Origin of the sequence: Vogesella amnigena, from assembly GCF_042648905.1 — a bacterium.
GTDB classification, from domain to species: Bacteria; Pseudomonadota; Gammaproteobacteria; order Burkholderiales; family Chromobacteriaceae; genus Vogesella; species Vogesella amnigena.
Window position 1 is genome coordinate 34,307 of record NZ_JBHRYH010000011.1, and the last position, 18,825, is coordinate 53,131.

Sequence of the window (18,825 nt, forward strand, 5' to 3'; positions counted from 1 at the left end):
CCCCCGCCTTAACCCTGAGCCGGCGCGGACGCCGGCTTGGCAGCCTGCGGCGCCACGGTTGCGCCCGGGCGCAGCTTGATCAGGTTGTCGACGATCACCTTGTCGCCGGCTTTCAGACCACCCTCCACGATGAAGCCACCGTTATCGGCGGTGGTGTCCGCCAGCTGCAGCGGACGCGGCTCCACTTTATTGTCCTTGCCCACTACCCACACCATCTTGCCCTGCTGGGTGGACAGCACCGCCGGCTGCGGCACCACCAGCGCGCCGACACGGGTAGCGCCCTTGAGCACCACGCGCACGAACTGGCCCGGACGCAGCTGGCCCTGCGGGTTGGCAAAAGTGGCGCGGGTAGCCGAGGTGCCGGTTGCCGGGTCGATCACGCGGTCGGCAAAGTCGATCACCCCTTCACGGCCGTACTGGCTGCCATCCGGCAGTTTCAGCGACACGGTATAACGGTTGCCGGCCGGGAGGCGCAGCTTGCCGTCTGCGGCCAGCTTCTGGGTTTTCAGTACATCGTTGTCGGACAGCGAGAACTTCACGTAGATCGGGTCCAGCTGCGAGATCTTGGTCAGCAGGCTACCTTCGGCAGACTGCACCAGGCTGCCCTCGGAGCGCACTTCAGCGCTGGTAATGCCGGAGATCGGCGCGGTCACCCGGGTGTAATCCAGGTTGATCTGCGCGGTCTTCAGCGCGGCACGTGCCGCGGCCACCGATGCCTTGGCGCTGGCCAGAGCCGCTACCGCATCGTCACGGTCTTTCTGGCTGACGGCGTTCTCCTTGAACAGCGGCAGCACGCGATCGTAATCCTGCTGCGCGCGAATCAGGCTGGCTTCCTGCAGCTTCAGCGCGGCAGCCGCCTGCTCCACCGCCGCCTGGTACGGCGCCGGGTCGATCTGGAACAGCATGTCGCCGGCTTTCACCGCCGAGCCTTCGGTATAGGCGCGCTTCTGCAGGATGCCGGATACGCGGGCGCGCACTTCCACCTCGCGCGAGCCGCTGGTCTGCGCCACGTATTCGGTGCTCACCGGCACATCGGCCGGCTTCATTTCCACGATGGAGACAGGCATGGGCGGCATATTGCCGCCCATGCCGCCCTGGGGTTGTTGTTGGCCGCAAGCTGCCAGCAGCAGCGCTACAGGCAGAAGAACGAGCGAATGTCGGGGCTGGGTGGTTATCACGTAGGGCTCCTTGATGGTGAGGGTCCTGATGGTGCGTTCTTGTTGCTTGAATTGTGGGGCTGGCAGCCGGGACAGCCATGGCATCCCGTTTACTGTAGTCAATGTGGCGCCAGCCATTTGTTTGCTGTTGATCTATCGAATCAGGCCAAAAACATAGCATCATCCATGACATGCGGATAGCACGGCAATGCACATTGGCAATTCGGCAAGAATGGCGAATAATACATACATTCACGCATGTATGTAAACAACGAAGCTGCAGGTTGACGCGTTTGCCGCTATCCTTACGCCCGCCGCAAAAACCCTGTCACCATCATGGCCCGCAAAACCAGAGAAGAAGCCGAACAAACCCGCCAGCTGCTGCTGGACACCGCCGAGCGCGTGTTCCACGAGCAGGGCGTGGCCGCGACCTCGCTGGCAGACATCGCCTCCGCGGCCGGCCTGACGCGTGGCGCCATCTATTGGCACTTCACCAACAAGCTCGACCTGTTCACCGCCATCTGCGACCGCATCAAACCAGAGCTGGACGCCATGGAGAGCATGCTGCATGACTCGCGCCTGACGCCGGCGGCCCGGCTGTGGCAGCACGCTATCGCCCTGTTCGACCTGGTCTACCGCGATGAACGCCTGCGCCGCATCTGCGCCATCCACCATATCGGCTGCGAGCAGGTAGGCGAAATGGCGCCGCTGCTGCTGGAGCAGATCAGCTGGAACCTGGAAAAACAGGGCCAGTTGCGCCTGGTGCTGGAAGAGGCGGCACAGGCCGGCCAGCTGCGCGACGGCATCCAGCCACGGCTGGCCGCACTAGGCCTGCACTCGCTGTACGGCGGCCTCTGCCACAGCTGGATGATCAACCAGCAAGATCACACTGTTCACCAGCATGTCTCTGCACTGTTAAGCCCTTATTTTGTCGGGATTTTCCGCGACCAGTGCTGGCTAGATGCTCCTGCAGCCAGCGATTGATTCGCGTATACTCGCGGGCTTTCCCGCTTTGACAGCCAGATCACCGCATGAGCCACGCGATCAGCATCGAATCGGTCAGCAAGCGCTTTGGCAGCCTGCAGGCACTCGATGACATCAGCTTTACCGTAGCACACGGCGAATTCTTCGCCCTCCTCGGCCCGAATGGCGCCGGCAAGACCACGCTGATTTCCGCCATGGGCGGGCTGTCCCGCCCGGACAGCGGACGCATCCGCATCATGGGCCACGACGCGGTGGCCGACTCGCGCGCCGCGCGCATGAAGCTGGGCGTGGTGCCACAGGAACTGGTGTTCGACCCGTTCTTCACCGTGCGCGAGACACTTACCTTCCAGTCCGGCTACTTCGGCATCCGCAACAACGACGCCTGGATCGACGAACTGCTGTTCAAGCTCGGCCTCACCGACAAGGCCGCCACCAATATGCGTGCACTGTCCGGCGGCATGAAGCGCCGGGTGATGGTGGCACAGGCGCTGGTACACCGCCCGCCGGTGATCGTGCTGGACGAGCCCACCGCCGGCGTGGACGTGGAGCTGCGCCAGAGCCTGTGGGCCTTCGTGCAGGAGCTGAACGACGCCGGCCATACCATCGTGCTGACCACCCACTACCTGGAAGAAGCCGAAACGCTGTGCAGCCGCATCGCCATGATGAAGAAAGGCAAGCTGATCGCGCTGGAAGCCAAGGACAAACTGCTGGCCCGCAGCGCCAGCCGCGAGATTGCGCTGAAGCTGTCGGCGCCGTTGCCGGCAACGTTGGCCGCAAGCTTCCAGGCGCGCGAAGCGGATGGCCGCCACATCCTTACCCTGCCGGATATCGGCAAGCTGGAGCAGGTGCTGCGCGAACTGCGCCTGGCCGGCGTGGAGGTGCGTGAACTGTCGGTGCATGAAACCGACCTGGAACAGGTATTCGTGGAACTGATGAGCGGAGCAAAGAACTGATGCAAGGCTTCCTGACCCTGTTCAAAAAAGAGATCCTGCGCTTCTGGAAAGTGGCGTTCCAGACCGTGGCGGCACCGGTGCTCACCGCCCTCTTGTACCAGCTGATCTTCTCGCACGTGCTGTCGCAGCACGTGGAAGCCTATCCGGGGGTGAGCTACACCGCCTTCCTGATTCCCGGCCTGGTCATGATGTCGATGGCACAGAACGCCTTTGCCAACAGCTCGTCCAGCCTGATCCAGTCCAAGATCACCGGCAATATCGTGTTCCTGCTGCTGCCACCGCTATCGGCACTGGAGTTCTTTGCCGCCTATCTGCTGGCGGCGGTGGTGCGCGGCCTGGTGGTGGGCGCCGGTGTGCTGCTGGTGACCGCCGGGTTCGGCCTGCCGCTGCCTAGCAACCCGCTGTGGGTACTGATCTTCGCCATGCTGGGCTGCGGCGTGCTGGGCACACTGGGCATCATCGCCGGCATCTGGGCCGACAAGTTCGACCAGTTGGCCGCATTCCAGAACTTCATCATCATGCCGCTGACCTTCCTCTCCGGCGTGTTCTATTCCATTGCCAGCCTGCCGCCGCTGTGGAAGGCCGTATCGCACCTGAACCCGGTGTTCTACATGATCGACGGCTTCCGCTACGGCTTCTTCGGCCAGGCCGACGTGTCACCGTGGCTGGCGGCCAGTGTGGTAGGTGGCAGTTTCCTGCTACTGTCCGCCTGGGCCTTGCATTTACTGCGCAGCGGTTACAAATTACGCCAATAACAACGGGGTGATGGCAGCGCCACTGCCTGCCAATCACCGCCTTTCAGACAGGAAACTTCCATGGTTAGTGCAAATTACATTCAGGACGTCATCAGCGCCGGCCTGGCCTGTGACTTCATTCAGGTCAACGGTGACGATGGCACCCACTTCGACGCGCTGATCGTCAGCCCGGAGTTTTCCGGCCGCAACCGCGTACAACGCCATCAACTGGTCTACCAGGCACTGGGCGACCGCATGCGCGCCGAAATCCACGCACTGTCGATGAAAACGCTGAGCCCCGAAGAGTGGGCACAACAACAAGGCTGATTCCGATAATGGACAAACTGGTAATCCAGGGCGGCACCGGTCCGCTCAAAGGCGAGATTCGTGTCTCCGGCGCCAAGAACGCTGCGCTGCCCATCCTGTGTGCCGGCCTGCTGACTGCCGACACCCTGAAGCTGGCCAACGTGCCGATGCTGCGCGATGTGTTCACCACCCAGAAGCTGCTGCAAGGCATGGGCGTGCGGGTGATGACCGACAACGTGCACGAAGTGGAGATCACCGCGGCCAGCCTGGACACCCTGGTGGCGCCGTACGAGCTGGTGAAAACCATGCGCGCCTCCATCCTGGTGCTGGGCCCGATGCTGGCCCGCTACGGTGAGGCTACCGTGTCGCTGCCTGGCGGCTGCGCCATCGGCAGTCGTCCGGTGGATCAGCACATCAAGGGCCTGGTGGCCATGGGTGCCGAGATCTCCATCGAACACGGCTACGTGAAAGCCAAGGCCAAGCGCCTGCGCGGCGCGCATATCGTGATGGATATGGTTACCGTGGGCGGCACCGAGAACCTGCTGATGGCAGCGGCACTGGCCGAAGGCACCACCATCCTGGAAAACGCCGCGCGCGAGCCGGAAGTGGTGGACCTGGCCAACTGCCTGGTGGCGATGGGTGCCCGCATCCAGGGCATCGGTAGCGACAAGATGATCGTGGAAGGCGTGGAGCGCCTGCACGGCGCCGAGTACTCGGTGATGCCGGACCGCATCGAGGCCGGCACCTTCCTGGTGGCCGGCGCCATGACCCAGGGCCACATCGTGCTGCGCAATGCCGCGCCGCGCGCCATGGACGTGATCCTGGACAAGCTGGTGGAAACCGGCGCGGTAGTGGAATGCGGCGATGACTGGATCTCGCTGGACATGAAGCGCCGCCCGAAAGCCGTCAACGTGCGCACCATGCCGCACCCCGGCTTCCCCACCGACATGCAGGCGCAGATGATGACGCTGAACACCATCGCCGAAGGTGCGGCGGTGATGACCGAGACCATCTTCGAGAACCGCTTCATGCACGTGCCGGAACTGAACCGCATGGGCGCCCGCATCGAAGTGGAAGGCAACACCGCCATCGTCAAGGGCGTGGACAAGCTGTCCGGCGCCACCGTGATGGCCACCGACCTGCGCGCCTCCGCCAGCCTGGTGATTGCCGGCCTGGTGGCCGAAGGCGAAACCATCGTCGATCGCATCTACCACCTGGACCGCGGCTACGAACACATCGAGGCCAAGCTCAACGGCGTAGGTGCCAACATCACCCGCACCAGCTAGCCCCCGGCACGCAAAACACCACAAAAGCCCCGCAAGGGGCTTTTATTTTTTTAAACGACAGCTACCAGCTTTGTTTCCAGGCATCTTCGCGTTTAAAATATTTGATCAAACAATGAGAAAATGCTGAATTGCAGCATTCAAATTGCCTAAAAAAGGCAAATCCCACAAAGATCGAGAAATAATTTAAACACGGAGAAACAGCATGCCAAGAAGCATCAAGGCCAAACTGCTGACCGGGGCCGGCATCCTCACCTTGATCGGCTTTGCCGCCATCACCGGGCTGAATGTCTGGCTATCCCTGCAACTGGCCGAAGACAATGTGCTGCAACAGGCCCGCACCCTGGCCGAGGGTGAGGCCAACAAACTGAGCCTGCAACTGGAGCGCAGCTACAGCGCGGTGGAAAGCCTGGCCGCCAGCATGCAGGCCCTGCCGGGCAGTAGCGCCGCACAACCCAGACAGCTGGCCAGCGAAGCCACCAAACGCCTGCTGGCCCATCACCCGGCAGCAGTCGGTATTTTCGCCTTGTGGGAACCAAACAAACTGGATGGCCGCGATGCCGAATTCGCCGGCAAGCCGGACAGCGACGCCAACGGCCGCGCCGGGGTGTACTGGTACCGCAAGGACGGCAAGGAGGACGTGGTCTGGGGCGCGGAAGGCGCTGATGGCGACGAGTACTACGCCGCCCCCAAGGCCCAGCGCCAGCCGGTACTGACCGAGCCATACGAAGACCGCGACATCAAGGTGCTGATGGCCACCCTGTCCTACCCCATCATCCGCGACGGACAGTTTCTCGGCGTCACCGGTATCGATATGTCGCTGCAACAGCTGCAGCAGATTGCCGATGCCGCCCACCCCTATGGCGACGGCTACATGACGCTGTATGCCAACAACGGCATGCTGCTGGGTGGCCCGGACAAGCAGCAGATCGGCAAGACCGATTCGGCCCTGCCGCCGGATGCACTCAGCGCCATCCGCCAGGGCAAGTCGCACGAATACACCCTGGACGGCACCCTGCACCTGCTGCAGCCGATCAAGGTTGGCCGCACCGCCCAACCATGGGCGCTGCGCATCTCGATTCCATTGCATAGCGCCTTTGCCGACACCCGCGCAGCCGCCATCAAGTCCGGCCTGCTGAGCGTGGCTGTCATGCCGGTGATCCTGCTGGCACTAGGCCTGCTGCTGAGCCGGCTGATCGCACCGCTGGGCCGGCTGCAAACCGCGCTGGCGGAGCTTTCCAGCGGCGATGGCGACCTCACCCGCCAGCTCAGCATCAGCGGCAAGGATGAAATCGGCGCCTCGGCCGGCGCCTTCAACCGCTTCAGCCAGTCGCTGCGGCAGATGCTGCTGGAGGTGCGTGAGCGCACCCACCAGGTACACGATGCCGTGGCGGCGCTGGCCAGCGAAACCAGCGACATCAGCAGCCACTCCGGCGAGCAGTCGCGTGCCGCCACCTCCACCGCTGGCAGCGTGGCCGAGCTGTCCGGCAGTATCAGCCGCATTGCCGATGCCGCCACCCAGGCCGAGCGCGCGGTGCACGATGCCGGCGATGAAGCCGAACAGGTGGCCGACAGCGTGCACTCCACCGCTCGCGAGATTGCGCGCATTGCCGACACCATCCGCACCGTCGGCGGCGTGCTGGATGATCTGGAGCAGCGTTCCGAGCAGATCAGCGGCATCGTGCAGGTCATCAAGGACATCGCCGAACAGACCAACCTGCTGGCACTGAACGCCGCCATCGAAGCCGCGCGCGCCGGCGAGCAGGGCCGTGGCTTCGCGGTGGTAGCCGACGAAGTGCGCAAACTGGCCGAGCGCACCGCCGGCGCCACGGTGGAAATCGCCAGCAGCATCCGCCAGATCCAGGAGGAAACCGCCAACGCCACCGGCAGCATGGATGCCGCCATCCGCCAGGTGGAAAACGGCGTCACCCTGGCCGAGCGCGCCGCGGGGGCCATCGAACAGATCCGCGAGCACAACCAGGGCATTCTCGGCACGGTGACCGATATCGCCCAGGCCACGGCGGCTCAATCCAGCGCCAGCCGCGAGATCGCCCAGCACATCGGACACATCCACGCCATGACCGCCGACACCGACGCCTCGCTGCAGCACGCCAACAACGCGGTGGGCGAACTGCGGCGCCTGGCCGACGAACTGCAGAACCTGCTGGCACGCTTCAAGCTGTAAGCACGCCGGGGTTGGCCGCAAGCGAGCATGCGGCCAACCTCCGCACAACAAAAAAGGCGCTGCAGATGCAGCGCCTTTTGCTTGCTTCCGGCAATCCGGCTTACAGGCCGTTGAACGAACACACGGTGAACAGTGGCACCTTGGCGTCACGCATCAGCTTGCCGCCACCCAGCTCCGGCAGTTCGATGATGGCGGCGGCTTCCACCACCTCCGCCCCCAGGCGCTGCAGCAGCTTGTAGCCAGCCATCATGGTGCCGCCGGTAGCGATCAGATCGTCCACCAGCACCACGCGGTCACCCGGCTTGCAGGCATCGGTGTGCATTTCCACCACCGCGTTGCCGTACTCCAGCTCGTACTCTTCCTCCACCGTGGTGAACGGCAGCTTGCCCTTCTTGCGGATGGGAATGAAGCCGACATTCAGCTCGTAAGCCAGCACCGAGCCGATGATGAAGCCGCGCGCATCCAGCCCGGCCACCATGTCGATCTTCTCGTTCATGTAGCGGTGCACAAAGATGTCGATCAGCACGCGGAAGGTCTTCGGATTCTGCAGCAGCGGCGTGATGTCGCGGAACATCACCCCGTCGTGTGGCCAGTTCGGCACGGTGCGAATCCAGCCCTTCAGATAGCTGGCGTAATCCAGATTGCTCAGGTTTTCCATCGTCCCGCCTTAGAACATCGCCAGTTTCACAACCCACAGCGCGGCAATCACCAGCACTGCCGGCTTCAGGTCGGCAAAGCGGCCGGCCAGAATCTTGATGGCAGCATAGCTGATGAAGCCGAAAGCGATACCGTCAGCAATGGAGAAGGTGAACGGCATCGCCACCGCGGTCATTACCGCCGGTGCGGACTCGGTCAGATCGTCCCAGTTGATTTCGGCCAGGCCGCGGGTCATCAGCACCGCCACGTAGCACAGGGCGGGCGCGGTAGCGTAGGCCGGCACGGTTTTCGCCAGCGGCGAGATCCACAGGCAGGCCAGGAACAGGATAGCCACCACCACGGCGGTGAGACCGGTACGACCACCCACCGCGGTACCGGCGGCGGATTCGATGTAGGCGGTAGTGGAGGAAGTGCCCATTACCGCACCGGCGGTAATCGCCACCGAGTCGGCCATCAGCGCGCGCTTCAGGCGCGGCAGCTTGCCGTCCTTGTCCAGCAGGCCGGCGCGGTGCGACACCCCCACCAGGGTACCGGTGGTATCGAACAGATCCACGAAGAAGAACACGAAGATCACGCCCAGCAGGCCGGCGGTCAGCGCGCCATTCAGATCCATCTGCATGAAGGTCGGCGCCATGCTCGGCACCGGCGCTACCACGCCTTCAAACTTGGACAGGCCAAGAATGATGGACAGCGCGGTCACCGACAGAATGCCGATGATGATGGAACCATGCACGCGACGGTATTCCAGCGCCACGATGATGAAGAAGCCCAGGATGGCCAGCAGCACGCGCGGGTCGTGCAGGTCGCCCAGCGTTACCAGGGTAGCCGGGTGATCCACCACCACACCGGCGTTCTTCAAGGCGATGATGGCCAGGAACAGGCCGACACCGGCAGAGATGGCGAACTTCAGCGACTGCGGAATGGCGTTGACGATTGCCTCCCGCACCTTGAACAGGCTTACCGCCAGGAACACGATGCCGGAAATGAACACCGCGCCCAGCGCAGCCTGCCACGGCACGCCCATGCCCTTCACCACGGTAAAGGTGAAGTAGGCATTCAGGCCCATGCCCGGCGCCAGCGCGATCGGGTAATTGGCCACCAGGCCCATGATGGCGGTACCCAGCGCCGCGGCCAGGCAGGTCGCCACGAACACGGCGTTGAAATCCATGCCGGTAATCGACAGGATCGCCGGGTTGACGATGATGATGTAGGCCATCGTCAGAAAGGTGGTAAAGCCGGCAATCACCTCGGTTTTCACGTCGGTGCCGTGCTCTTTCAGCTTGAACAAGCTTTCTAGCAGCATCTTGTGCGCTCCCTCGTCCTCGCAACGGACGTAACATGTTGAAAAACGCGCGATTCTACCTTGAAACGATTGTTTATGGTGTGGCCGCTTGGCCACCAAGCCGTCTTTAATCGCGCGGCGGGCTTGTGGTATCCTGAAATATTGCTTCCGCCAGTTCAGGATTCGTATCAATGTCGCAGCCTCAAGGCACCATCTACATCGTGGTGGCCCCGTCCGGAGCCGGCAAGACCTCGCTGGTCGCCGCCCTGCTCCAGGCCGAACCAGACGTCGAACTTTCCGTGTCCTACACCACCCGCGCCCCGCGCGAGGGCGAGGTGAACGGCAAGAGTTACCACTTTGTCGACCGCCGGCAGTTTGAACAGATGATCGCCGAGGGCGATTTCCTGGAATATGCCGAGGTGTACGGCAACTACTACGGCACCAGCGCCCGCTGGCTGCGCGAAAGGTTGGCCGCAGGTCGCGATATCCTGCTGGAAATCGACTGGCAGGGCGCGCGCCAGGTACGCGAGGTGTTCCCGGACGCCATCGCGGTCTTCATTCTGCCGCCGTCGATCGCGGTACTGGAAAGCCGCCTGCGCGGCCGCGCCACCGACAGCGAGGAGGTCATCGCCCGCCGTCTGTCGGAAGCCCGCTCCGAAATCGACCTGGTAGCCGAATACGACTACCTGATCGTGAACGACGACTTTGCCACCGCGCGCCAGGACCTGATCAGCGTCATCCGCTGCCAGCGCCTGACCGCCAGCAAACAACTGCAGCGTCACGGCAGCAGCATCGCCGCGATGCAAACCGCGCGCTAGGGCTTTATCCCGCGCGCGCAATCTTTTATCGTTACCCATCTAGCTAAGTGAGATCCACCATGGCCCGCATCACTGTTGACGATTGCCTGGAACGCATCCAGAACCGTTTCGACCTGACCCTGGCAGCCGCCTACCGCGCGCGCCAGATCGCCTCCGGCGCCACCTCCTTTGTCGAGCAAGGCCGTAACAAGCCTACCGTGGTCGCCCTGAAGGAAATCGCCGACGGTCACGTCGGCAGCGAGATCCTGCTGCGCAACAAGGCCTGAGTCTGCTCATGAGTCAGGAAACCGCCGCCATCGATTACCACGCCCTCGTCGAGTCCGAGGCGGCGGCCCTGTTCGAGGCGGCGGCGCAGTACCTGAAGCCGGAAGACGTACAACTGCTGCGCCAGGCCTTCCACACCGCCCGCGAGGCGCATGAAGGCCAGACCCGCAAGAGCGGCGAGCCCTACATCACCCACCCTCTGGCGGTGGCGAGCATCCTCACCGAATGGCGACTGGATGCCCAGGGGTTGGCCGCGGCCCTGATGCACGACGTGCTGGAAGACACCGGCGTCACCAAGCCCACGCTGGTAGAACACTTCGGCCGCACCATTGCCGACCTGGTCGATGGACTGTCCAAGCTGGAAAAGCTGGAATTCCAGAGCAAGGAAACCGCGCAGGCGGAAAACTTCCGCAAGATGGTGCTGGCGATGGCGCGCGATATCCGCGTCATTATCGTCAAGCTCGCCGACCGGCTGCACAATATGCGCACGCTGGACGCCATGCGCGAAGACAAGCGCCAGCGCATCGCACTGGAAACGCTGGAAATCTACGCGCCAATCGCCAACCGCATCGGCCTGAACAAGGTGTACCGCGAGCTGCAGGACCAGGCGTTCAAACACCTGTATCCGCACCGCTACCAGGTACTGTCCAAGGCGGTACGCGCCGCGCGCGGCAACCGCCGCGAAGTGGTGGACAAGATCCTGCGCGCGGTCAGCCAGCGCCTGGTGGAAGCCAATATCGAGGCCACCATCAAGGGGCGGGAAAAGAACCTCTACAGCATCTACAAGAAAATGCAGGAAAAACACCTGTCGTTTTCCGAGGTGCTGGATATCTACGGTTTTCGCATCATCGTCAAGGACACCCCCAGCTGCTATCTGGCGCTGGGCGCGCTGCACAGCCTGTACAAGCCCATCCCGGGCAAGTTCAAGGACTACATCGCCATCCCCAAGGGCAACGGCTACCAGAGTCTGCACACTACCCTGTTCGGCCCGTTCGGCACGCCGGTGGAAATGCAGATCCGCACCCGCGAAATGAACGCGGTAGCCGAGGCCGGCATTGCCTCGCACTGGATGTACAAATCCGGCGACGCCAGCATCGATGCCGCCAAGCAGCGCACCCACCAGTGGCTGCAGAGCATTCTCGACATGCAGGCGGAAAGCGAGGACGCGGTCGAATTCCTGGAACACATCAAGATCGACCTGTTCCCGGACGAACTGTACGTATTCACCCCCAAGGGCAAGATCATCGTGCTGCCGCAGGGCTCCACCCCGGTGGACTTCGCCTACGCGGTGCATACCGACGTGGGCCATCGCTGCATCGCCGCCCGCGTCAACCACAACCTGGTACCGCTGCGCACCGCACTGCGCAATGGCGACACGGTGGAAATCATCACCTCCACCCAGGCCAAGCCCAACCCGTCGTGGCTGAATTTCGTGCAGAGCGGCCGCGCCCGCTCCGGCATCCGCAACTATCTGAAGACATTGCAACAGCAGGACGCGATCCTGCTGGGGCAGAAACTGCTGCGCCAGGCTGCCAGCGCGCTGTCGCCGTTCGAGCTGGAGCTCACGGCAGAGCTGGAAGACGCACTGATGCGCCGCCTGGGCGAGCACAATCGCCGCTTCAACGACGTGCTGATCGACATCGGCACCGGCAAGCAGTTGGCCGCAGTTGTGGCGCGCAAGCTGCTGGAACTGTCCGGCCAGCAGCCGGACGAGAGCAGCATCGGCCCGATCGCGGTGCGCGGCAACGAAAGCGGCGGCATTCACCTGTCCAACTGCTGCAATCCGATTCCGGGCGACCAGATCGTGGGCGTGATCCGCAAGGATCAGGGCCTGATGATCCACCGCAGCGATTGCAACAACGTGCGCCGCATCGAGCCGGACAAGCTGCTGGAAGTACGCTGGGAAGCGCAGAAAGAGCGCATGTTCGGCGTCAACGTCAGCATCATCGCCTTCAACCAGCGCGGCGCGCTGGCCGATATCGCCGCCGCGATTTCCCATGCCTCGGCCAATATCGAGACGGTCGACACCCAGGACAACCACAGCAACGACGGCTACATCCATATCCACTTCCGCCTGCAGGTGGAAAACCTGCCCCACCTGGACAAGGTGCTGGCCGCGGTTCGCCTGGTGGATGTGGTGCAGCGCGCTGAACGACGCTAGACCCGCCATGCCCCTGATTACCCTCAACGGCGAAAGCCGCCAGCTTGCCCCATCCGTTACCACCCTGAGCGCGCTGATCGATGCGCTGGCACTGCAAGGCAAGCGCGTTGCCATCGAGCGCAATGGCGAGATCGTACCGCGCAGTCTGCACGCCACCACCCCCCTGCTGGATGGCGATGCACTGGAGATCGTGGTGGCAGTCGGTGGCGGCTAAGACAGACACCAGAATCAATATCTAAAAGGGACAAAGCGTGCAACAAGATGCATTGGTGATTGCCGGTAAGAGCTATCAATCACGGCTGCTGGTCGGCACCGGCAAGTACCGCGATTTCCAGCAAACCGCAGAGGCACTGGACGCCTCCGGCTGCGAAATCGTTACCGTCGCCATCCGTCGAGTCAATCTCGGACAGAACGCCAACGAACCGAATTTGCTGGACTTTCTGCCAAAAAACCGGTATACACTGCTGCCCAACACGGCGGGCTGCTACAGTGCGGACGATGCGGTACGCACCCTGCGCCTGGCCCGTGAACTGCTGGACGATCACAGACTGGTCAAGCTCGAAGTACTGGGCGACCCGACCAACCTGTTCCCCAACGTACGCGAAACGCTGAAAGCCGCCGAAACGCTGGTAAGCGAAGGCTTCGACGTGATGGTGTACACCTCGGATGATCCAATCATCGCTCGTGAACTGGAACAGATCGGCTGCTGCGCCATCATGCCGCTGGCCAGCCTGATCGGCTCCGGCATGGGAATTCTGAATCCGTGGAACCTGCAGCTCATCATTGAGCAATCGCAGGTTCCGGTACTGGTGGATGCCGGCGTCGGCACCGCCTCCGATGCCGCCATCGCCATGGAACTTGGCTGTGACGGCGTCCTGATGAATACCGCCATTGCCGGCGCACAAGACCCTGTGCGCATGGCAAGGGCAATGAAACTGGGAGTCCTGGCCGGGCGTGATGCCTACTTGGCCGGACGAATGCCTAAACGCTTTTATTCGGCGACGCCTAGCTCGCCACGTGAGGGGGTGATCTCTTCCCGTCAGGGATGATGCGCAGTGCACACATTTTATCTTTGCCGCGCATCCAGCTTTTACAAAAGCTACAACCTTGTTTAGAATAGTCATTTTCCTCGGGGCGGAAATGCATTGTCACGCCGCCTCAAGCCAAAGAATTTAAGGACATCTGCTACATGCCGACCATCCGCGTAAAAGAAAACGAGCCGTTTGAAGTAGCCATGCGTCGCTTCAAGCGCGCAATCGAAAAAACCGGTCTGCTGACCGAACTGCGTGCTCGCGAGTTCTACGAAAAGCCGACCGCAGAGCGCAAGCGCAAGAAAGCTGCTGCCGTTAAGCGCCACTACAAGCGCATCCGCAGCCAGCAACTGCCGCCGAAGCTGTACTAAGCTTCAACGGCCGCTCCCTAGAAAATCGCGGGACACCCTGCGATTTTTGAGCGCACTGACAAAGTCCTTCCGCATAGCGAAAGGACTTTGTTTTATTAACAGGAAGGCTGCCGCTGCAAGCACTTAGTTGGGGCGACCCGGCTTCGCCGGGTCCGGTTAAGGTGTAAACGAAGCGCGATATCAGCAGCCTGAAAACCGCAGGGGTGCCCTGCGGTTTTGTCATTTACGTTGGCCGCAAGCATGCGGCCAACTTCGCCTTTAGCCTGGATAAGATCATGAGCCTGAAAGCCCGCATTGCCGACGACATGAAAACCGCGATGAAAGCCCGCGACGCCGAGCGCCTGGCCGCCATCCGCCTGCTGATGGCAGCCATCAAGCAAAAGGAAGTGGACGAGCGCATCGAGCTGGATGATGCCGCCGTCACCGCCGTGATCGAGAAAATGGTCAAGCAGCGCCGCGACTCCATCACCCAGTACGAAGCCGGCAACCGCCCGGACCTGGTAGCCAAGGAGCAGGCCGAACTGGCCGTGTTGCAGGACTACATGCCGCAGCAACTGAGCGAAGCCGAAATCGAAGCCATCATCGATGCCGCCATCGCCAGCAGCGGTGCCGCCGGCTCCAAGGACATGGGCAAGGTGGTAGGTGCGGTGAAGCCGCAAGTGGCTGGCCGTGCCGACATGGGCGCGGTTTCCGCACGCATCAAGGCCAAGCTGGCCGGCTAAACACAAGGCATGATCCCGCAGGATTTCATTGATCAACTGCTTGCCCGCGTCGACATCGTCGACGTGGTGGATCGTTACGTCCCACTGAAAAAGGGCGGCCAGAACTACATGGCCTGCTGCCCGTTCCACAAGGAAAAGTCCCCCTCCTTCACCGTCAGTCCCAGCAAGCAGTTCTATCACTGCTTCGGCTGCGGCGCGCATGGCTCCGCCATCGGCTTCGTCATGGAGTACCAGGGCCTGCCGTTTGTGGATGCGGTGAAGTTCCTGGCGGAAAGCATCGGCATGCCGGTGCCGCAGGAAGAGCGTGCGGCCAACCCTGAGGCCGTTCGCGCCGCGCGCGCCAAGCAACTGTCACTGGAAGACGCCCTCAGTCGTGCCGCCGCCTTCTACAAGCAGCAGCTGAAAAGCGCGCCCAACGCCATCGCCTACCTGAAAGGCCGCGGCCTCACCGGTGAGATCGCCGCCCGCTACGGCCTGGGCTACGCCCCGGACGGCTGGCAGAACCTGGAAGCCGTGGTCAGCGACTACAACGACAGCGCGCTGGTGGACAGCGGGCTGGTGATCGTGGCCGAAGACAGTGGCCGGCGCTACGACCGTTTCCGCGACCGGGTGATGTTCCCGATCCGCAACCAGCGCGGTGCCATCATCGGCTTTGGCGGCCGCGTACTCGGCAAGGGCGAGCCCAAATACCTCAACTCGCCCGAGACACCCTTGTTCGAGAAGGGCCGTGAACTGTACGGCCTGTACGAAGCCCGCCAGGCCATCCGCAACGCCGGCGCGGTGCTGGTGGTGGAGGGCTATATGGACGTGGTGGCCCTCGCCCAGTACGAGGTGGGCTACGCCGTGGCCACGCTAGGCACCGCCACGACCGGCGAGCATGTACGCAAGCTGCTGCGCCATGCCGACCAGGTGTACTTCTGCTTCGACGGCGACAAGGCTGGCCAGAAAGCCGCCTGGCGCGCCCTGGAAAACAGCCTGCCGCAATTGGTGGACGGCAAGGCGCTGCACTTTCTGTTCCTGCCGCAGGAGCACGACCCAGACAGCTATATCCGCGAATTCGGCCGTGAAGCTTTCGAGCAGGCGCTGAAGGAACAGAGCATCCCTCTGTCCGCCTACTTCATCCGCCAACTGTGCAGCGACATCGATCTGGCCGCCCCCGAGGGCCGCGCCGAGCTGATCAAGCAAGCCAAACCCTTGCTGGAGCAGATAGCCGCCCCCATGTTGGGCTATATCATCAGAAAGCGCCTCGCTGAGCTAGCGCAAGTAGATGTCGACGAACTGGACATGCTGCTGGGCAAACCGCGCGCCGAGCGCAAGGGCCGTCGCCACTACCAGCTGCCGCGTGACTCCAACCGCCCCAGCAGCACGCCAATGGTGCGCCGCGAAATCAAATGGGCGCTGATGAACCCGGCCTGGGCGCACGACATCCAGGTACGCGAAAGCCAGCTGTACGAAGGCGAAATGGCCACTCTGGTCGCCATCATCGAGCGCATTCAGAGCAGCGAGCATGCACCCAGCAGCGCCCAGCTGGCGGAGTCATTCCGCCACAGCGAGCATGAAGGGGTGATTGACTCGGTGCTGCAGGAATCCCTGCGCGAGCCGGAAGAGTTCGCCAACCCTGATGAGCGCGACAAGGAAAACTTCATCCACGGCTTTGAACGCCTGATGGCACGCTACGACAACGAGCTGGTCACCGCGCTGTCCAACAAGGGCTATGAACACCTCAGCAAGGAAGAATTGCAATTGTTACGAACCTTGCTTGCCAGACGCACCAGGACAAGCCCCTGACCCGGACGGCGGCCACGGACTTGTGTTATAATCAATTGTTTTTTTCGGCTTTTTCGAGCAGGAAACCAAATGGCGTTATCTCCCGATACCAAGAAACAGAACAACGAACCGGCAACCGAGCCGATGAGCCTGGAAGAGCAGCGCAAACGGCTGCGCCAGCTGATCGCGCTGGGCAAGGAACGTGGCTACCTCACCTACGCTGAGATCAACGACCACCTGCCCGAAGACGTTTCCGATGCCGAACAGATCGAAAACATCGTCACCATGATCGGCGGCCTGGGCATCCAGGTGTACGAAGAAGCACCGGACGCCGAAACCCTGCTGATGTCCGACGCTACCCCACCGGTAGCCGACGAAGATGCAGTGGAAGAGGCCGAAGCAGCGCTGTCGTCCGTGGATTCCGAGTTCGGCCGTACCACAGACCCGGTACGCATGTACATGCGCGAAATGGGCTCGGTGGAACTGCTGACCCGCGAGGGCGAAATCGTTATCGCCAAGCGCATCGAGGAAGGCCTGAAGTTCATGATTCAGGCGCTGTCCGCCTGCCCGGGTTCGGTAGCCGAAGTGCTGGCGCTGATCGAGCAAGTGGAGGCTGGCGAGCTGCGCATCGACGAAGTCATCGATGCCATGATCGACCCGGAAGCGGAAACCGCCGAAGAAGTCGAATTCAGCGAGCCGGCCGTTGACGACGCCGAGGAAGAAGAAGACGCCGAGGAAGAGGACGAAGACGACAGCGTGGATGATGCCGCAGCCGTCAACGAAGCCAACCTGGAAGAGCTGAAGCAGGAAGCTCTCGCTCACTTCGCCCTGATGCGCGAACAGTACAACGCCCTGTTGGCCGCACGCGAAAAGCATGGCTTTGCCAGCAAGGAATACAAGGCAGCGCAGGAAGCCATTACCGAACTGTTCATGGGCATCCGCTTCTCCACTCGCCAGATCGAAAGCCTGTGCGACAAGCTGCGTGAACGCGTGAACGGCATTCGCAAGCTGGAACGTGAAATCCAGGATATCTGCGTGACCCGCGTACGCATGGGCCGCGACCATTTCATCAAATCTTTCCCCGGCAATGAATGCAATCTGGACTGGGTAGAGAAGGAAATCGATAGCGGCAAGAACTGGTCGGAAACCCTGACCCGCTTCAAATACGCCATCATCGAGAAGCAAAGCAAGATCGCCGACCTGCAACAGCAGGCACTGATGAGCATCGAGCAGCTGAAAGAAATCAATCGCCAGATGTCCTCCGGCGAAACCAAGGCACGCCTGGCCAAGCGCGAAATGATCGAGGCCAACCTGCGCCTGGTGATTTCCATCGCCAAGAAGTACACCAACCGCGGCCTGCAGTTCCTCGACCTGATCCAGGAAGGTAACATCGGCCTGATGAAGGCGGTGGACAAGTTCGAATACCGCCGTGGCTACAAGTTCTCCACCTATGCCACCTGGTGGATTCGCCAGGCCATTACCCGCTCCATCGCCGACCAGGCACGCACCATCCGTATTCCGGTGCACATGATCGAAACCATCAACAAGATGAATCGCATCAGCCGGCAGATTCTGCAGGAATCCGGCCGTGAACCGGACCCGGCCGAGCTGGCGGAAAAGATGGAGATGCCGGAAGACAAGATCCGCAAGATCATGAAGATTTCCAAAGAACCTATCTCGATGGAAACCCCGATCGGCGACGATGACGACTCCCACCTGGGCGACTTCATCGAAGACTCGGTAACCGTGGCCCCGGCAGAAGCCGCCATGTACGCCAGCCTGCGCGATGCCACCAAGGAAGTGCTGGACTCGCTCACCCCGCGCGAAGCCAAGGTACTGCGCATGCGCTTCGGTATCGACATGAATACCGACCACACGCTGGAAGAAGTGGGTAAACAGTTCGACGTTACCCGCGAGCGTATTCGCCAGATCGAGGCCAAGGCCCTGCGCAAGCTGCGTCACCCGACCCGTTCCGAGCGCCTGCGCAGCTTCCTCGATAACGAGCCGGGCAACCAATAACGCTTGCTTCTGGTATAATTCGCGTTTTCCGGGCCTGTAGCTCAGTCGGTTAGAGCAGAGGACTTAACGAAACAAGCCTAACCACGTTTGCGCAATAATTAGCGTGCATGGCAAGTTTCCCATGGGTTGCC

At 62.0% G+C, this 18,825-nt stretch carries 18 protein-coding genes; 15 read left to right on the forward strand and 3 right to left on the reverse strand.

All coding sequences use genetic code 11. The annotated features are described in order from the left end of the window. Positions 1–8 precede the first annotated feature (8 nt). Positions 9–1,067, reverse strand: a complete 1,059-nt coding sequence (locus ACFOKJ_RS04870) for an efflux RND transporter periplasmic adaptor subunit (RefSeq protein ID WP_390277014.1) — start codon at positions 1,065–1,067, stop codon at positions 9–11. A gap of 426 nt (positions 1,068–1,493) precedes the next feature. Between ACFOKJ_RS04870 and ACFOKJ_RS04875 the strand changes: the two genes are divergently transcribed. The 6 genes from ACFOKJ_RS04875 (at position 1,494) to ACFOKJ_RS04900 (ending at position 7,602) form a co-directional block, all read left to right on the forward strand. After that, on the forward strand, positions 1,494–2,141 hold the full coding sequence (locus ACFOKJ_RS04875; protein ID WP_390277017.1) for a TetR family transcriptional regulator: 648 nt from the start codon (positions 1,494–1,496) through the stop codon (positions 2,139–2,141). A gap of 47 nt (positions 2,142–2,188) precedes the next feature. Then, positions 2,189–3,094, forward strand: coding sequence for an ABC transporter ATP-binding protein (locus tag ACFOKJ_RS04880; protein ID WP_390277019.1), 906 nt, complete (start codon positions 2,189–2,191; stop codon positions 3,092–3,094). Next, on the forward strand, positions 3,094–3,849 hold the full coding sequence (locus tag ACFOKJ_RS04885) for an ABC transporter permease (RefSeq protein ID WP_390277021.1): 756 nt from the start codon (positions 3,094–3,096) through the stop codon (positions 3,847–3,849). The genes ACFOKJ_RS04880 and ACFOKJ_RS04885 overlap by 1 nt, the downstream gene beginning before the upstream one ends. A gap of 60 nt (positions 3,850–3,909) precedes the next feature. Continuing rightward, complete coding sequence (locus ACFOKJ_RS04890; protein WP_390277023.1) at positions 3,910–4,155, forward strand: BolA family protein; 246 nt, start codon at positions 3,910–3,912, stop codon at positions 4,153–4,155. 8 nt (positions 4,156–4,163) lie between these two features. After that, positions 4,164–5,420 (forward strand): UDP-N-acetylglucosamine 1-carboxyvinyltransferase, encoded by a 1,257-nt coding sequence (murA, locus tag ACFOKJ_RS04895; RefSeq protein WP_390277026.1) that lies wholly within the window; start codon positions 4,164–4,166, stop codon positions 5,418–5,420. A gap of 202 nt (positions 5,421–5,622) precedes the next feature. Then, a complete protein-coding gene (locus ACFOKJ_RS04900) occupies positions 5,623–7,602 on the forward strand; it encodes a methyl-accepting chemotaxis protein (protein WP_390277029.1) in 1,980 nt (659 codons plus the stop codon). 100 nt (positions 7,603–7,702) lie between these two features. On the opposite strand, the gene ACFOKJ_RS04905 is transcribed toward ACFOKJ_RS04900, so the two are convergent. Both ACFOKJ_RS04905 and ACFOKJ_RS04910 read right to left on the reverse strand, forming a co-directional pair. Continuing rightward, a complete protein-coding gene (locus ACFOKJ_RS04905) occupies positions 7,703–8,260 on the reverse strand; it encodes an adenine phosphoribosyltransferase (RefSeq protein WP_390277031.1) in 558 nt (185 codons plus the stop codon). Between the two features lie 9 nt (positions 8,261–8,269). Beyond that, entirely contained in the window at positions 8,270–9,562 is a 1,293-nt protein-coding gene (locus ACFOKJ_RS04910) for an NCS2 family permease (RefSeq protein ID WP_390277033.1), read from the reverse strand. A 170-nt stretch (positions 9,563–9,732) separates the two neighbouring features. On the opposite strand from ACFOKJ_RS04910, the gene gmk reads away from it, so the two are divergent. From gmk to rpoD, 9 genes are all read left to right on the forward strand, one after another. Continuing rightward, entirely contained in the window at positions 9,733–10,359 is a 627-nt protein-coding gene (gmk, locus tag ACFOKJ_RS04915; protein WP_390277035.1) for a guanylate kinase, read from the forward strand. Between the two features lie 59 nt (positions 10,360–10,418). Further along, positions 10,419–10,625: a DNA-directed RNA polymerase subunit omega gene (gene rpoZ / locus ACFOKJ_RS04920; RefSeq protein ID WP_390277037.1), complete on the forward strand. Its 207-nt coding sequence runs from the start codon at positions 10,419–10,421 to the stop codon at positions 10,623–10,625. 8 nt (positions 10,626–10,633) lie between these two features. Beyond that, positions 10,634–12,784, forward strand: a complete 2,151-nt coding sequence (locus ACFOKJ_RS04925) for a RelA/SpoT family protein (protein ID WP_390277039.1) — start codon at positions 10,634–10,636, stop codon at positions 12,782–12,784. Between the two features lie 7 nt (positions 12,785–12,791). Next, entirely contained in the window at positions 12,792–12,998 is a 207-nt protein-coding gene (gene thiS, locus ACFOKJ_RS04930; RefSeq protein WP_390277041.1) for a sulfur carrier protein ThiS, read from the forward strand. A 37-nt stretch (positions 12,999–13,035) separates the two neighbouring features. Next, positions 13,036–13,833: a thiazole synthase gene (locus ACFOKJ_RS04935; protein WP_390277043.1), complete on the forward strand. Its 798-nt coding sequence runs from the start codon at positions 13,036–13,038 to the stop codon at positions 13,831–13,833. A 140-nt stretch (positions 13,834–13,973) separates the two neighbouring features. Next, entirely contained in the window at positions 13,974–14,186 is a 213-nt protein-coding gene (rpsU, locus tag ACFOKJ_RS04940) for a 30S ribosomal protein S21 (protein WP_088966472.1), read from the forward strand. A 275-nt stretch (positions 14,187–14,461) separates the two neighbouring features. Then, the gene (locus ACFOKJ_RS04945; protein ID WP_390277045.1) at positions 14,462–14,908 is read left to right on the forward strand and encodes a GatB/YqeY domain-containing protein; all 447 of its coding nucleotides are present in this window, start codon (positions 14,462–14,464) and stop codon (positions 14,906–14,908) included. Positions 14,909–14,917: 9 nt separating this feature from the next. Continuing rightward, positions 14,918–16,696: a DNA primase gene (gene dnaG / locus ACFOKJ_RS04950; protein ID WP_390277048.1), complete on the forward strand. Its 1,779-nt coding sequence runs from the start codon at positions 14,918–14,920 to the stop codon at positions 16,694–16,696. Between the two features lie 69 nt (positions 16,697–16,765). Further along, positions 16,766–18,694 carry an RNA polymerase sigma factor RpoD gene (gene rpoD / locus ACFOKJ_RS04955; RefSeq protein ID WP_390277050.1) on the forward strand — a complete coding sequence of 643 codons (1,929 nt, stop codon included), beginning with the start codon at positions 16,766–16,768 and terminating at the stop codon, positions 18,692–18,694. Positions 18,695–18,825: the final 131 nt, after the last annotated feature.

What these genes read in the sequence shown, in the direction of transcription:
- ACFOKJ_RS04870 (WP_390277014.1), bottom strand. Translation starts at nt 1,067, where the DNA reads ATGCCTGTCTCCATCGTGGAAATGAAGCCGGCCGATGTGCCGGTGAGC.
- murA (WP_390277026.1), top strand. Translation starts at nt 4,164, where the DNA reads ATGGACAAACTGGTAATCCAGGGCGGCACCGGTCCGCTCAAAGGCGAG.
- ACFOKJ_RS04925 (WP_390277039.1), top strand. Translation starts at nt 10,634, where the DNA reads ATGAGTCAGGAAACCGCCGCCATCGATTACCACGCCCTCGTCGAGTCC.
- ACFOKJ_RS04945 (WP_390277045.1), top strand. Translation starts at nt 14,462, where the DNA reads ATGAGCCTGAAAGCCCGCATTGCCGACGACATGAAAACCGCGATGAAA.
- ACFOKJ_RS04880 (WP_390277019.1), top strand. Translation starts at nt 2,189, where the DNA reads ATGAGCCACGCGATCAGCATCGAATCGGTCAGCAAGCGCTTTGGCAGC.
- ACFOKJ_RS04890 (WP_390277023.1), top strand. Translation starts at nt 3,910, where the DNA reads ATGGTTAGTGCAAATTACATTCAGGACGTCATCAGCGCCGGCCTGGCC.
- rpsU (WP_088966472.1), top strand. Translation starts at nt 13,974, where the DNA reads ATGCCGACCATCCGCGTAAAAGAAAACGAGCCGTTTGAAGTAGCCATG.
- rpoD (WP_390277050.1), top strand. Translation starts at nt 16,766, where the DNA reads ATGGCGTTATCTCCCGATACCAAGAAACAGAACAACGAACCGGCAACC.
- thiS (WP_390277041.1), top strand. Translation starts at nt 12,792, where the DNA reads ATGCCCCTGATTACCCTCAACGGCGAAAGCCGCCAGCTTGCCCCATCC.
- ACFOKJ_RS04900 (WP_390277029.1), top strand. Translation starts at nt 5,623, where the DNA reads ATGCCAAGAAGCATCAAGGCCAAACTGCTGACCGGGGCCGGCATCCTC.
- rpoZ (WP_390277037.1), top strand. Translation starts at nt 10,419, where the DNA reads ATGGCCCGCATCACTGTTGACGATTGCCTGGAACGCATCCAGAACCGT.
- ACFOKJ_RS04910 (WP_390277033.1), bottom strand. Translation starts at nt 9,562, where the DNA reads ATGCTGCTAGAAAGCTTGTTCAAGCTGAAAGAGCACGGCACCGACGTG.
- ACFOKJ_RS04885 (WP_390277021.1), top strand. Translation starts at nt 3,094, where the DNA reads ATGCAAGGCTTCCTGACCCTGTTCAAAAAAGAGATCCTGCGCTTCTGG.
- ACFOKJ_RS04875 (WP_390277017.1), top strand. Translation starts at nt 1,494, where the DNA reads ATGGCCCGCAAAACCAGAGAAGAAGCCGAACAAACCCGCCAGCTGCTG.
- ACFOKJ_RS04905 (WP_390277031.1), bottom strand. Translation starts at nt 8,260, where the DNA reads ATGGAAAACCTGAGCAATCTGGATTACGCCAGCTATCTGAAGGGCTGG.
- dnaG (WP_390277048.1), top strand. Translation starts at nt 14,918, where the DNA reads ATGATCCCGCAGGATTTCATTGATCAACTGCTTGCCCGCGTCGACATC.
- gmk (WP_390277035.1), top strand. Translation starts at nt 9,733, where the DNA reads ATGTCGCAGCCTCAAGGCACCATCTACATCGTGGTGGCCCCGTCCGGA.